This is a genomic window from Collinsella sp. LCP19S3_A6, assembly GCF_052122015.1.
In the GTDB taxonomy this organism is placed as follows: Bacteria; Actinomycetota; Coriobacteriia; order Coriobacteriales; family Coriobacteriaceae; genus Collinsella.
In genome coordinates, this window is the sequence record NZ_JBQKDD010000007.1 from 30,499 (window position 1) to 44,156 (window position 13,658).

The 13,658-nt window shown below is 61.7% G+C and carries 10 protein-coding genes; 9 read left to right on the forward strand and 1 reads right to left on the reverse strand.

Annotated elements, in window-relative coordinates:
- The first annotated feature begins 124 nt into the window (after positions 1-124).
- From ACTQVX_RS05810 to ACTQVX_RS05835, 6 genes are all read left to right on the forward strand, one after another.
- Positions 125-1,927 carry an ABC transporter ATP-binding protein gene (locus tag ACTQVX_RS05810; protein WP_441537361.1) on the forward strand — a complete coding sequence of 601 codons (1,803 nt, stop codon included), beginning with the start codon at positions 125-127 and terminating at the stop codon, positions 1,925-1,927.
- Positions 1,928-1,990: 63 nt separating this feature from the next.
- Positions 1,991-2,656: an endonuclease III gene (gene nth, locus ACTQVX_RS05815; RefSeq protein ID WP_427719497.1), complete on the forward strand. Its 666-nt coding sequence runs from the start codon at positions 1,991-1,993 to the stop codon at positions 2,654-2,656.
- A gap of 120 nt (positions 2,657-2,776) precedes the next feature.
- Positions 2,777-6,409, forward strand: a complete 3,633-nt coding sequence (gene mfd, locus ACTQVX_RS05820) for a transcription-repair coupling factor (protein WP_441545568.1) — start codon at positions 2,777-2,779, stop codon at positions 6,407-6,409.
- Positions 6,410-6,465: 56 nt separating this feature from the next.
- Positions 6,466-7,329 (forward strand): phosphatase PAP2 family protein, encoded by an 864-nt coding sequence (locus ACTQVX_RS05825; RefSeq protein ID WP_441545567.1) that lies wholly within the window; start codon positions 6,466-6,468, stop codon positions 7,327-7,329.
- A gap of 45 nt (positions 7,330-7,374) precedes the next feature.
- On the forward strand, positions 7,375-8,400 hold the full coding sequence (locus ACTQVX_RS05830) for a threonine aldolase family protein (RefSeq protein ID WP_441545566.1): 1,026 nt from the start codon (positions 7,375-7,377) through the stop codon (positions 8,398-8,400).
- Between the two features lie 78 nt (positions 8,401-8,478).
- Positions 8,479-9,069: an N-acetyltransferase family protein gene (locus tag ACTQVX_RS05835; RefSeq protein ID WP_441049011.1), complete on the forward strand. Its 591-nt coding sequence runs from the start codon at positions 8,479-8,481 to the stop codon at positions 9,067-9,069.
- A 21-nt stretch (positions 9,070-9,090) separates the two neighbouring features.
- Here ACTQVX_RS05835 and ACTQVX_RS05840 read toward each other — a convergent pair whose 3' ends face one another.
- A complete protein-coding gene (locus ACTQVX_RS05840) occupies positions 9,091-9,813 on the reverse strand; it encodes a GntR family transcriptional regulator (RefSeq protein WP_441545565.1) in 723 nt (240 codons plus the stop codon).
- Between the two features lie 203 nt (positions 9,814-10,016).
- On the opposite strand from ACTQVX_RS05840, the gene ACTQVX_RS05845 reads away from it, so the two are divergent.
- The 3 genes from ACTQVX_RS05845 to ACTQVX_RS05855 all read left to right on the forward strand — a co-directional run bounded on the left by ACTQVX_RS05845 (position 10,017) and on the right by ACTQVX_RS05855 (position 13,631).
- Complete coding sequence (locus ACTQVX_RS05845; protein WP_441038994.1) at positions 10,017-11,012, forward strand: SIS domain-containing protein; 996 nt, start codon at positions 10,017-10,019, stop codon at positions 11,010-11,012.
- A 429-nt stretch (positions 11,013-11,441) separates the two neighbouring features.
- On the forward strand, positions 11,442-12,524 hold the full coding sequence (locus ACTQVX_RS05850; protein WP_195838625.1) for a DMT family transporter: 1,083 nt from the start codon (positions 11,442-11,444) through the stop codon (positions 12,522-12,524).
- 183 nt (positions 12,525-12,707) lie between these two features.
- On the forward strand, positions 12,708-13,631 hold the full coding sequence (locus ACTQVX_RS05855; RefSeq protein ID WP_154518543.1) for a PTS mannose/fructose/sorbose transporter subunit IIAB: 924 nt from the start codon (positions 12,708-12,710) through the stop codon (positions 13,629-13,631).
- Positions 13,632-13,658 lie beyond the last annotated feature (27 nt).

A 13,658-nucleotide genomic window follows, 5' to 3' on the forward strand; every position in this document is an offset into this window, starting at 1 on the left:
CAACAAGACGGTGGGGCGCCGGCGCAAACGCGGGCACCCCGCTGCTTTTCGCATCGTGCTTGCCTGAAGTGCGCTTTAGTATGCAACAATGACGTTTAGCCCCGCCAGATGTGAAAGGAAGCCCATGTCACAGAGAAGCACCAGTCCGCTCAAACGCTCAACCGTGCGCCGCACGCTACAGCGTTTTTGGGGCGTCACGCGCACGCAGCCGCTGATCGTCTTTCTCTCGGTGTTCTCGTCGGCGGGCTACATCTTTTTGCTCACGTTTGCCAACACCTACGTGATGGCGCTTATCGTCGACCGCGTCCAGGCCGGCCCCGTGGCGGGCGACCGGGTGTTTGAGGTCTTTGGCCCCTACATTCTGGCGCTTGTGCTCGTTAACCTAGTGGGCCAAATCCTCTCCAAGCTGCAGGACTACACCGTCTACAAGCTCGAGATTGCGGGTAACTATCACTTGGCGCGCCTGTGCTTCGACACGCTCTCCAATCAATCCATGACATTCCACACCAGCCGTTTTGGTGGATCGCTTGTGAGCCAGACGAGCCGTTTTATGAGCGGCTACACGGGGCTGGTGGACGTGACGGTGTATTCGCTCATTCCCACTATCACCTCGGTTGTCTGCACGGTGGCGGCGCTCGCTCCGGTGGTACCGACGTTTACCGTGATCCTGGTGGGCATTATGGTCGTCTACATTGCGTTTGTCTGGCTCATGTATAAGCGCATCATGCCGCTTTCGGCCGCGACGTCCGCCGCGCAGAACAAGCTGTCGGGCGTGCTTTCCGACGCGGTCACGAACATCCTGGCCGTCAAGACCTGCGGGCGCGAAGACTTTGAGCGCGACCTGTTCGATAGCGCCGACCGCGCCGCGCGCGACGCCGAGACGGTTTCGATGCACGCCATGATGCAGCGCAACTTTACGACCTCGGGCCTTATCGTCATCACCATGGCCGTGGTGAGCGTGTTCGTCGCGGGCGGCAACGCGTGGTTTGGCATCTCTGCCGGCGCGCTCGTCATGATCTTTACCTATACGTACAACCTCACCATGCGTCTGAACTACGTAAGCTCCATGATGCAGCGCATCAACCGCGCGCTGGGCGATGCGGCCGAGATGACGCGCGTGCTGGACGAGCCGCGTCTGGTGGCAGACGACGAGAACGCTCCCGAGCTCAAGGTGGGCGAGGGCGCGATTGATTTTGAGCACCTGAGCTTTGCATACCGTGACGCCGCGGCGGGCGAGAGCGTGTTCGACGACCTGACGCTCCATGTGGCGGCGGGTCAGCGCGTGGGCCTGGTGGGCAAATCGGGCTCGGGCAAGACGACGCTCACCAAGTTGCTGCTGCGCCTGGACGACGTACAGGGGGGTCGCGTACTCGTGGACGGTCAGGATGTCTCGCGCTGCACGCAGCAGAGCCTGCGCCGCCAGGTTGCCTACGTGCCGCAGGAGGCACTGCTGTTTCACCGCTCCATTCGCGAGAACATCGCCTACGGCCGCCCCGACGCCACCGACGAACAGATCCGCGAGGCGGCCCGCTTGGCCAATGCCCTGGAGTTTATCGACCGCCTGCCCCGGGGCTTTGACACCATGGTGGGCGAGCGCGGCGTTAAGCTTTCGGGCGGCCAACGCCAGCGCGTGGCCATCGCCCGTGCCATCCTCACCGACGCGCCGATTCTGGTGCTCGACGAGGCGACCTCTGCCCTGGATAGCGAGTCCGAGGCGCTGGTGCAGGAGGCGCTTGAGAACCTGATGCGCGGCCGTACCTCCATTGTGGTGGCACATCGCCTGTCCACCGTGGCGGCGCTCGACCGCATCGTGGTGCTGGCGGACGGCGAGATTGTCGAGGACGGTACGCATGCGCAGCTTGTCGAGGCAGGCGGCGAGTACGCAAGCTTGTGGGGCCGCCAGACCGGCGCATTTTTGGAGGCGTAAAGACCCCATACGTGGGACAATCGTGCCCATAGGTAAGTTATGCCGCTGATTCGAGGAGTCGTTATGCCACGCGAGACCAATGCCGCCAAGCGCGAGCGCGCCGTTGAGGTGTGCGAGCGCCTTAACCGTCGCTATGGCCCGGTTGAGTGTTTTTTGGACCACGAGAATCCCTATAGGCTGCTCATAGCGGTGTTGCTCTCGGCGCAGACGACCGACGCGCAGGTCAACAAGGTGACGCCGAAGCTGTTTGCCCAGTGGCCCACGCCCGAGGCCATGGCGGGGGCGAGCGTTGCCGATGTGGCAGATACCATTAAGTCGCTCGGCTTCTATAAGAGCAAAGCCAAGCACGCCGTGGAGGCCGCACAGATGATTGTCGCCGATTACGGCGGCGAGGTGCCGGCCGACATGAAGGAGCTTGTCAAGCTGCCGGGCGTTGGGCGCAAGACGGCGAACATCGTGCTCAACGTGGGGTTTGGCATTGTCGAGGGCATCGCGGTCGATACGCACGTCAACCGCATCGCGCACCGTCTGATGCTGAGTCCCAAGACGCACGCCAAAGAGCCGCTCAAGACCGAGCAGGATCTGCTCAAGATCTTGCCGCACGAGTATTGGGAGTCGGTCAACCACCAGTGGATCACCTTTGGCCGCGAGATCTGCGACGCCCGCAAACCCAAGTGCGACGAGTGCCCGCTGGCAGATCTTTGCCCGAGCATGCGCGTTTTGGGGTAGCTGTTTGGCGTGCGCTGGCGTGTTCACCTCATGCGCTACAATGATAATCAATACTTTTGACGTAAGACCCGCCGAGCTTGCCCCGGCGGGCTTTTGGCGTTGCGATGCCGGAGGAACAGCATGCTCATTCACCGTATAGCCGCGCAGCTCTACACTGCCGAGGCCTTGCAGACCGTCGAGGCCGGGCTCGACGCCGGCGAGGATGTGACGCTGGCCGTGTCGCAGTCGGGCCGCACGCTTATGGCGGCTGCTCAGTTTGCGCGCCGCCCGCGCCCTACGGTCTACATTGTGAGCGGCGAGGACGCGGCCGATCGCGCCGCGCGCAGCCTGGCCGCCTACGTGGGCCTGGCGCACGTGTGCCGCTTTTCCGAGCGCAAGGACTATCCGTGGCGCGAGCAGGCGCCCGACGATGCCGTGGTGGCGCAGCGCTGCGAGGCTCTGGGGCGTATCGTGCGCGGGGACAACTGCATCATGGTTGCCTCGGCCCGTGCATTGCTGCGTTGCGTGCCGCCAGTCGAGAGCCGCTACTGGGAGTCCACGACCTTTGCGGTGGGCGAGGAGATTCCTTTTGGCGAAGTGCCGCAGCGCCTGGTGGGCATGGGCTATACCAATGCCGGCGCCGCCGACGCACCCGGCCTGTTCCGCGTGCACGGCGACACCGTCGAGGTATTCCCCGCACAAGAGAAAGCGCCCGTGCGCATTGAGTTCTTTGGCGACGAAATTGATCGCATTCGCCGTATGGTGAGCTCTACGGGCCAAACCATCGGCAACGAGGACAGCATCGAGATCTTCCCGTGCCGCGAGCTGGCGCTTACCGACGAAGCCGTTCACAACATGCACGTGGCGCTCTATCGCGCAAGCCAGAGCGACAGCAAGCTGGCGGCACTGCTCGAGATGGTTGATGCGCGTATCGTCACACCCGAGCTCGACCGCTTTTTGCCGGTGATGTACGGCCAGACCGTGAGCCCGTTGGCGCACGTGAGCGGCAAGGCGCTTGTGGTTCTGTCCGAGCCGCGCTCGCTGTTCGACGACTGCCTGCGTGCCTACGAGGATATCGAGGCGCGCGCCGGCGAGGCGGGGATTGACCGCTTGGACGGCCTGTACGTGCGCGCCCAGCAGCTCGACTTTGGTGCTCAGCAGCGCCTGAACTACGTGAGTCTGATCCGCGCCGGCGGTGCGGTTACGGCAGAGCTCAAGATTGAGCAGCCGGCTATCGCGGGCTCGGACAACCGCTTTATGACGCGCGTTCAGGAAGTCGTGGGCAAGCGCTATGCCTGCGTGTTTGCCATTCCCGACCGCGGAGCGCGCGAGTCGATGGAGCTCACCTTTGGCGACGAGGGCATTACCTTTGAGGAGTCGCTGACGGCCGCCCCCGAAAACGCCGGTGTTATTGGCGAGCGCGTACGCGTGGCAGCGGCAGATTCTGCCGACCGTGCTGCCCGCCAGGAGGCCCATGCCTCGATCCGCGAGCGCCGCGTCGATGCGCTCAACGCCCGATCGCTCGAGGCGGGCGCCGCCCAGGCTGCCGCCGGTGCTGCCGTACCCACCATCTCGCGCGGACGCGTGACCTTTGTGGATGCTGCCCTGCCGCAGGGCGTGGTGGTGCCCGATGCCAACCTAGCCGTGTTCTCGATCGCCGATCTCAATGCCCGCATGGACGCCAACCGCGTGCGCAGCCGTCGCAAGGTGGACATTACGCAGATTACGTTTCCGTTTAAGCCGGGCGACTACGTGGTGCACGCTACCCACGGCATCGCGCTCTTTAGCGAGATCGCGCGCCAGGAAGTGGGCGGCAAGGAGCGCGACTACTTTTTGCTGGAATATGCCGACGGCGACAAGCTCTACGTGCCGCTCGAGCAGGTCGACCGCATCACGCGCTATGTTGGTCCCGACGGCGACAAGCCGCGCCTGACTAGGCTCAACACCGCCGACTGGACGCGTGCCACCAACAAGGCGCGCAAGAACGCCAAAAAGCTGGCGTTTGACCTGGTCGATCTGTATACGCGCCGTTCTTCGATTACCGGTATCGCCTGCCCGCCCGACACGCCCGAGCAGATCGAGATGGAGGAGAGCTTTCCTTACGACGAGACGCGCGACCAGCTGGAGGCTATCGCCGATATTAAGGCCGACATGGAGGCGCCCAAGCCCATGGACCGCCTGCTGTGCGGCGACGTGGGCTTTGGCAAGACCGAGGTTGCCCTGCGCGCGGCGTTTAAGTGCGTGGACTCCGGCCGTCAGGTCATGGTGCTCTGCCCCACGACCATTCTGGCCCAACAGCACTACGAGACCTTCTTTGAGCGCTTTGCCCCGTTTGGCCTCGAGGTCGAGGTGCTCAGCCGCTTTCGCACGCCGGCGCAGCAGAAGCGCGCGCTCAAGGCGTTTGCCGAGGGCACGATCGACGTGCTCATCGGCACGCACCGCCTGCTTTCGGCCGATGTGAACCCCAAGAACCTAGGTTTGGTGATCATCGACGAGGAGCAGCGCTTTGGCGTGCAGCACAAGGAGCAGCTCAAAAACCTGCGCGAGCAGATTGACGTGCTCACGCTTTCGGCAACGCCTATTCCGCGAACCATGCAGATGGCCACGAGCGGCGTGCGCGACATGAGCCTGATCACCACGCCACCGACCGGGCGACGCCCCGTGATCGTGCACGTGGGGGAGTACGACCCCGACGTGGTGAGCGCGGCGATTCGCCTGGAGGTGGGCCGCGGCGGCCAGGTGTACTACGTGTCCAACCGCGTCAAGACCATCGACGACGCCGTGGCACGCGTGCACGAGGCCGCGCCCGAGGCGCGCGTGGGCGTGGCGCACGGCAAGATGAGCCCGCGCGAGGTCGAGGACGTGATGATCGAGTTCGCGACCAAAAAGATCGACGTGCTCATCGCCACGACCATCGTGGAGAGCGGCATCGACAACGCGACCGCCAACACGCTCATCATCGAGGATTCGCAGCGCTTGGGTCTGGCGCAGCTCTACCAGCTCAAGGGCCGCGTGGGCCGTTCTGCCACGCAAGCCTACGCGTACTTTATGTTCCCGGGCGAGCTGCCGCTCACCGAGGAGGCTACGGCACGCCTGACCGCACTCTCCGAGTTCCAGGACCTGGGCAGCGGCATGCGCATCGCCATGCGCGACCTGGAGATCCGCGGCGCCGGCTCGCTCATGGGCGCCGAGCAACACGGCAACCTGTCGAGCGTGGGCTTTGACCTGTTTACGCAGATGCTGGGCCAGGCCGTGGTCGAGGCGCGCGGCGACGACGATGCCGGTGTGGAGGCGGCGAGCGTGGGTATTAACCTGCCGGCCGACTACTTCTTGTCCGAGGAGTACCTGCCGGCGGTGGATCAGCGCGTGCTCGTATACCGTAAGCTTGCGGCGGCCGGGGACCTGGAGAGCATCGACGAGGTGCAGGAAGAGACCGAGGCCGCGCATGGCGAGCTGCCGTTGGCGGGACTCAACCTGTTCAATCGCGCGCGAATCCGCATTCGCGGCGAGCGCCTGGGGCTCGAGAGCGTTACGCTCAGCGGCGGTCGCATCACGTTTTTGGGCGTCGACGTTCCCAAGAAGGTGGCCTATGAGCTTAAGACCCGCTATGGCGCGGTAAACTTCCCCAAGAGCCGCAAACTGTCGGTGCCCTACAAGGCGGGCGCCGGCGCGGGCAGCGGCCTGGGTCGCGGTCTCGACGCCAACGACGGTACCGGCCCCGTGGCCGCGGCACTCATGCTGCTGCAGCAGCTGGGTACGTCCGACGATGACTAACGGGTCGACGTCGTAAACGCCCCATTTGGGCAATCTGGTTCCATCGAAAGGAAAGCATGTTCGGGTACATCTATAAGAAAGATGCCGCTGCTATCGCGGTTATCCTTGCCCTCTGCCTGGGCGTGGGCAGTTTCTTCGATTATCAGATCTCGAGCGCGCTGTTCAACATCGGCAGTATGTACGGCCGCTTTATCGAGGCGACCGGCGAGCTGCCGTTTGAGCTGACGGCGAGCGTCGCGGGCGTTATGCTCGTGCGCGCGGTGCGTCCCGACTCCAGGGGGAGCAAATGGCTCGCCGTGCTCGGCATCCTCGTCAATGTTGGCCTGACCGGCTACGAGATCGTTTCGTCCCTGAGGGTTGGCGGCAAACTCATCGTGGCTCAGTTGGTGCTGACGTTTGTGCTGGCCATCGTCGCCAACCTTATCGTCTATCGCCTCACGCGCACGACCGAGACCGACGAGCTCACACGCTGGGCGCTCATGGTGCTTGCCGTGTGGGTCGCTCAGGCCATCATCCTCAACGTGATCGTCAAGCCGCTGTGGTCGCGCCCGCGCATGCGCGTGGTCGAGGTGACGCCGGGGCTCGAGTTTCAGCCGTGGTGGGTGATCGGCAACCCCGACAAGCGGGCCTATATTGCCGCCGGTGTAGTCAAGGACGGCTTTAAGTCGTTTGCGAGCGGACACGCGGCACACGCGGCGATCGGCCTTATGCTCGCCGGGCTTCCCGCAGCGGCCTTTAAGGAAAAGCCGTCGCGTCGTCGTGTGGTCTTTTGGACGGCGGCTGCGGTTGTGGCGTTCGTCGCGTTTGGCCGCATCGTGATCGGAGCGCACTTTTTGAGTGATGTGAGCTGCGGTTTTGCTCTGGTGCTGGCACTTGAGTGCCTTGCCGCGCGCATTGCCTATCCCAGCGGCGTACAATAGCTCCGTTTGAATCATCTGGCCGATACCCGGTAAGAGAGGATTGCCATGCTCGCGTTTAACAACGATTATTCCCACGGCGCACACCCGGCGGTGCTGCAGGCGCTCGTCGACACCAATATGGAGCCGCAGCCCGGATACGGTACCGATGCGCATACCGAGCGTGCCAAGCAGCTTATCCGCGAGGCCTGTCAGGCCCCCGATGCCGACGTGTTTTTTCTGGTGGGCGGCACGCAGGCCAACGCGACGGTGATCGACATGCTGCTCGCGCCGTACGAGGGCGTCGTTGCTGCCGAGACCGGCCACGTCGCCTGCCACGAGGCGGGCGCCATCGAGTTTGGCGGCCACAAGGTGCTCACCATCCCCGGCTACGAGGGCAAGATGCACGCCGAGGACCTTGAGAACTATATCCAGGTGTTCTACGAAAACGAGAGCTACGAGCACACGGTGTTTCCGGGTGCCGTGTACGTGAGCCTATCGACCGAGTACGGCACGCTGTACTCCAAGGCCGAGCTCGCGGCGATTCACGCAGTGTGCCAGAAGCGCGAGATTCCGCTGTTTGTGGATGGCGCCCGCCTGGCCTATGCGCTGGCGGCCGATGAGTGCGACATTACCCTGCCCGAGCTGGCGCAGCTGTGCGACGTGTTCTACATCGGCGGTACCAAGTGCGGCGCGCTCTGCGGCGAGGCTGTGGTGTTCTGCGGTATGCACGCCCCGGCGCATCCCATTCCGCGTATTAAGCAGCATGGCGCGCTGCTTGCCAAAGGCCGCCTGACGGGCGTGCAGTTTGAGGCGCTCTTTACCGACGGCCTGTATTTTGAGATTGGTCGCCAGGCGATCGAGACCGCTCAGGCGCTGCGTCGCGTGCTGCACGAGCGCGGCTACCAGTTCTTCTTGGAGACGCCGACCAACCAGCAGTTTGTGATTCTGCCCAACGAGGACATGGGCCGCATTCGCGAGCATGCCTCGATTGAGTACTGGGAAAAGTACGACGAGACCCACACGGTGGTGCGCTTTTGCACCAGCTGGGCCACGACGCAGGAGGACATCGACGCGTTGGCGGCTGTCCTGTAGCCTGATGTAGTGACAAGGGGCTGCCCTGCGCCTGAGCTTGGCGCAGGGCAGCCTTTGTTTTTGAGGGGGAAGGGTTGTATGACCGAAATGTCCGAGCCGACGATTCGCCTGGCGACGCCCGACGATGCGCCGGCGTTGCTTGCCATCTATGAGCCGTATGTGCGCCATACGGCGATTACCTGCGAATACGAGGTGCCGAGCGTTGAGGAGTTCGCCGGGCGTATCGAGCGTACGCTCAAGCGCTACCCGTATTTGGTGATGGAGCTGGACGGGCGTCCGGTAGGCTATGCCTATGTGAGCCCGCTCAACAGCCGCGAGGCATACGACTGGTCGGTCGAGACGTCGATCTACCTGGCGCGCGATGTGCGCCACGGCGGGCTGGGCCGCAAGCTGCACGATGCGCTCAAGCAATGCCTGATTGCGATGGGCATCACCAACATGTGCGCCCTCATCGCCGTGCCGCACGACAAGGACGACGAATATCTGACGCACAACAGTCAGGATTTCCATGCCCATATGGGCTACCGCCTGGTGGGTGCCTTCGACCGCTGCGCCCAAAAGTTCGGTCGCTGGTACGACATGTGTTGGATGGAGTTGGTCCTGGCCGAGCGCACACCCAACCAGCCCAAACCAACCTGGTTCCCCGACCTCCCCAAACCTACCATTTAGGGACAGGTTTATTTTGGCAGGTTAGCCGATGGGTTCGGTGTATTTGGCGCGGTCGGTGCGTTGGATGCGCTTGGAGACATGGAGCGGTCGGCCGTCGGTGTCGTAGACGTAGTCGGTGATTAGGATCAGCGCCTGCCCGCGCTCAACGTTGAGCAAAAACGCCTCGTTTTGCGAGGCATAGCACACCTCAAAGGTTTTATGCCCCTGTGCCGGTGCGCGATGGAACTCCTGTCGCAGCGTGGCGTAGAGCGAACCGTTGATATCGCGATCGATGAGCGTCTCGAAGCTTGGCGGCAGGTAGGTGGTCTCCAGGCACAGCGGCGCGTCGTCCAGGTAGCGCAGGCGGACAAGTTTGACGAGCTTGCTGCCCACGGCGGCGTCAAAGAACTTAGCTATGCTGCCGGCCGCCTTGGCAAAGCCCGAGTCCACGGTGCGCGTGGTGGGCTTCATGCCCTGGCCTTCGACCTGCTTGGTATAGCTCGAAAACACCAGGTTGTTCTCGTGGAGCGCGGGCGTGTCGGCCACAAAGGCGCCACGCCCGCGCTCGGTGCGCACCAGGCCCTCATCAACGAGCACCTTAAGGGCGTGGCGTACGGTGCTGCGTGACAGCCCCGATTCGTCCATGAGTTCCATCTCGGAGGGCAGCTTGTCTCCGCGCGCATACGTGCCGGCAGCGATGCGATCGCGCAGCGTGCTCGCCAAGCGCTCGTATTGGGTCAGTTTCTTTTTAGATGTGACGCCCATATTGCCAACCTATATCTAACCTGTATGCTTACCTAAGCAAGCATGTATTCAATAAAACAATAAAACTGCTGGTAACAAGCTACCGAAAATCACAGCAGTAAAATTTCTAAGACAAATATAGCATACAACTAGTCGACATAACCAAAACATGTATGTAACTTGTATGCCTGTGATGAGCATCAAACGAGAAGAAAGGCTGATGCATGATGACTACTCAGGAACAGGTTAAGGATGTCGTCTCCCAGGTTTTGGCCGACAAGGCAGACAAGGGCGGCATCAAGCGCGTCGTGTGGATTGGCGCCGGCGGATCCAACGGCGGTAACTATCCTGCCCAGTACTTTATGGAGCACGAGGCCACGCAGGTCGTGAGCTCCAGCTACACCAGCAATGAGTTCGTGCACGCCACCCCTGCCTACGTTAACGAGAACACCTTAGCCGTCGTCGTGTCCATGCGCGGCACCAAGGAGACTATCGTCGCCGCCCAGGTCGCCAAGGACCACGGCGCCAGCACCATCGCCATCTATGTTGACGAATCCGCCCTCACCGAGGTCTGCGACTACAAGATCCAGTACGACAGCCTGGCCGTCGACGAGTCCTGCATGGGCCGCACCAACTCCGCCGTCGTGACCATGATCGCCATGGAGCTCACGCAGCAGACCGAGGGCTATGCCGAGTACGAGACCGCCATGGCCGCCTTCGACTTGGTCGACCCCATCTATCGCAAGGCCGTCGAGTACACCCGTCCGCTTGCTGCCAAGTGGGCCGAGCAGAACGCCGACAAGCCCTGCATCAACGTGATGGCTCAGGGTCCGCTCTTTGGTGCCGCCTACGTCTTTAGTATCTGCAACGTGCAGGAGATGCTGCAAATCGACTCCTGCACCATCAACACCTGCGATTTCTTCCATGGCCCCTTCGAGATCCTGGACAAGCGTACCTCGCTGTTCCAGCTCATCAGCGTCGGCCGCAGCCGCTGCAACGACGAGCGCGGCATCCGCTTCGTCAACCAGTACGGTGGCGAGCGCGTCTATCAGCTCGACGCCAAGGAGCTCGGCCTCAACGACATCAAGGACAGCGTGAGCGAGTACTTCAACCACCTGATCTTCGCGCCGATCCTCAACAACGTCTACATGCGTGCACTCTCTGCCGTCACCCACAAGGACTATATGACGCGCCGCTACATGTGGAAGCTCGAGTATTAGTTCCGCCGTTCTACCGAACGGCGGACCAGCCGACGCTGCGCGCCCGGCATTTGGCCAATCTGCCGTTCAATTTCAAAGGCGCGACCAAAAGGTCAGCGCCTTTTCATTTCACGGCACCTTGGCTCAAATGACGGGCGCTCGCTGACGTTGCCAAAACGTCGGCGTCGCCGTGTCTGTCAAGGGGCCGGTGCATTGGGGGCGGGTTACTTTGCACCAAGTTGGTCCTAGTCGTTGGGGACGCTCTTAAACGACTAGTCATTCAGGAACGTCCCCAATGACTAGTCGTTTAAGGACTAGTCGTTTAAGTACGTCCCCAATGAGTATGTGGGGGAGCAGATTTTTCCGTTCGGCGATTTGTGGCTTGAAAAATGTATATAACGACTATAACGTAGTGTGAAACATATTGGAAACAATACCGAGGAGGCTGCGTTGAAGAAAAGCAATCTGGGCTATGTGCTGGTGCTGATCGCCGCGCTTATGTGGGGCAGCATCGGAATCTTTGTAAACGGCATCTCGGCCATGGGCGTTTCGTCCCAGAGCATGGCTGCCTTTCGCTTGTTGGTCGGAGCGCTTATCTTGGCGCCGGTCCTGATGTTTATGGGCTGCCGCCCGGGTGAGGGGTCTACCGTGGCTCAGGGTCCGCTGGCCCTGTTCAAGGCAAGCCCTAAAGAGCTTGTTCCCTGCGCGCTTGTCGGTATCGTCGGTTTGGCCGCCGCCAACACCTGCTATTACGAGTGCATGGGCGAGGTGGGCATGTCCACGGCCTCGGTGCTGCTCTACACCTCGCCGGTGTTTGGCGTCATGCTCGGCCGCGTGCTTTATCGCGAGGACGTGACCCCTAACAAGCTCGTTGCCATTGTCTTTAATATCGTTGGCTGCGTGCTTGCAGTGACCAATGGCGACCTTTCCGGTTTTCATTTTTCGGTTTGGGGCGTCACGTCGGGTGTGATTGCAGGCCTTTGTGGTGCGTCGCTCGCGGTGTTTAGCCGAATAGCAACCAAGACGGTCCACCCACTGGCTGTCACGTTTTGGGGCTTTGTTTTTGGCGGTGCGGTTATGGCAGCTATCGCGGCTCCGTGGCCGGATGTCGCCGCGGCAATGTCGCCACAGCTGCTGCTGCTGTTCCTTGGCTTTGGACTCATCCCCACAGCCGTGGCTTACATCTTATATATGCAGGGTCTGTCCATGGGGCTCGAGACGTCGAAAGTTCCCGTCGTAATGTCATTCGAGACAGTTGTCACCGTACTGCTGGGCATTGGTGTCTACGCCGAGCCCGCCGGCGCGATCAAAGTCCTGGGCATCGTGCTGGTGCTCGCGTCCATCCTGATTATGAATACCGACTTCTCCAAGCTGCGCAACAGTGTGTTTGTCGGTCATGTCATTGAGAGCATGACCTTTAAGCCCAACGCGTGGTGGACGGAGAAATCGCAGGACATGGATCTGTTTAAGGAACGCACCGGCATCGCGCTGGAGCCCACCGTACAGGAAAGTCCCTGGTACTTCGTGCGATAGGGAATTGCGTGCGGCATCCGACCTGGGGTTATCCAGCCAGTGCCCGCCTACCCAGCCCCAATGTTTCGAGCACGTTAAACCCGTAAACGGTCGATTTTTAACCGCGAACGGTCTTTATACTAATTATCAATGTAAGTAGCGTATAAGACGTTATAATGACCATAACGAAAAGGAGGAGGCAAGATGAATCAGATCATTCTCGCATCTCATGGCGGCCTGGCCGCAGGCGCCAAAGACACGCTCGAGATGGTTCTCGGCGACGTGTCGAACGTCCACGTCGTGTCGCTTGCTCGTGACGACAAGGAGCCCATCACCAATAAGGTGGACGCCATGATCGCCACGTTCAACGCGGACGACACCGTCTATGTGCTGACCGATATGCTCGGCAGCTCGGTCAACAACAGCATGGTCGAGCTTTCCAAGAACGGCACGAAGTTCACGGTTGTCAGCGGTTTCAACATCCCGCTGGCGCTCACGCTCGCTATGAGCCCCGCCCCCGTCAAGGGCACCGAGCTCGCGGCCCTCATCAACGAGGCCCGCACTGGTCTGACCAACCCCAACGCACCGGTCGAGGCCGTCGCGGCTCCCGCCAAGAAGGCCAAGGCGTCCCGTCACAGCTCCGGTCCCGCCAAGATCGTCCTCGCACGTCTTGACTACCGTCTGCTGCACGGCCAGGTCGTCTTTACCTGGACCACCAAGGTTCAGGCCGAGCGCATCATCGTCGTCGACAACGCTGCCGCCAACGATGACATCAAGAAGGGCGCTCTTAAGCTGGCCAAGCCCCAGGGCGTGCGCCTGAACGTCTTCACCGTCGAGCGTGCCCTCGCCAAGATGGACAAGCTCAACACCCTCGGCGAGCGCGTCATGTTCGTCTTTGGCAACACTGCCGAGATGCTGCAGTTCTGCCAGGGCTACAAGCTCGACGCCATCAACCTGGGCGCCACCGCCAACCACGACGGTGCCGATCAGGTCGGCGGCAAGGACAGCTCCGTCTTCTTCGACGCCACGCAGAAGGCCGACATCAACCAGCTGCTCGACATGGGCATCAAGCTCTATGTCCAGCAGACCCCCACGTATCAGAGCGTCGACATCGACGCCAAGCTGTAGTCAACCAGGCTTTTGCCTGACTGAAAG

Coding starts and splice junctions, on each gene's coding strand:
- ACTQVX_RS05810 (WP_441537361.1), top strand. CDS start 125: ATGTCACAGAGAAGCACCAGTCCGCTCAAACGCTCAACCGTGCGCCGC.
- nth (WP_427719497.1), top strand. CDS start 1,991: ATGCCACGCGAGACCAATGCCGCCAAGCGCGAGCGCGCCGTTGAGGTG.
- mfd (WP_441545568.1), top strand. CDS start 2,777: ATGCTCATTCACCGTATAGCCGCGCAGCTCTACACTGCCGAGGCCTTG.
- ACTQVX_RS05825 (WP_441545567.1), top strand. CDS start 6,466: ATGTTCGGGTACATCTATAAGAAAGATGCCGCTGCTATCGCGGTTATC.
- ACTQVX_RS05830 (WP_441545566.1), top strand. CDS start 7,375: ATGCTCGCGTTTAACAACGATTATTCCCACGGCGCACACCCGGCGGTG.
- ACTQVX_RS05835 (WP_441049011.1), top strand. CDS start 8,479: ATGACCGAAATGTCCGAGCCGACGATTCGCCTGGCGACGCCCGACGAT.
- ACTQVX_RS05840 (WP_441545565.1), bottom strand. CDS start 9,813: ATGGGCGTCACATCTAAAAAGAAACTGACCCAATACGAGCGCTTGGCG.
- ACTQVX_RS05845 (WP_441038994.1), top strand. CDS start 10,017: ATGATGACTACTCAGGAACAGGTTAAGGATGTCGTCTCCCAGGTTTTG.
- ACTQVX_RS05855 (WP_154518543.1), top strand. CDS start 12,708: ATGAATCAGATCATTCTCGCATCTCATGGCGGCCTGGCCGCAGGCGCC.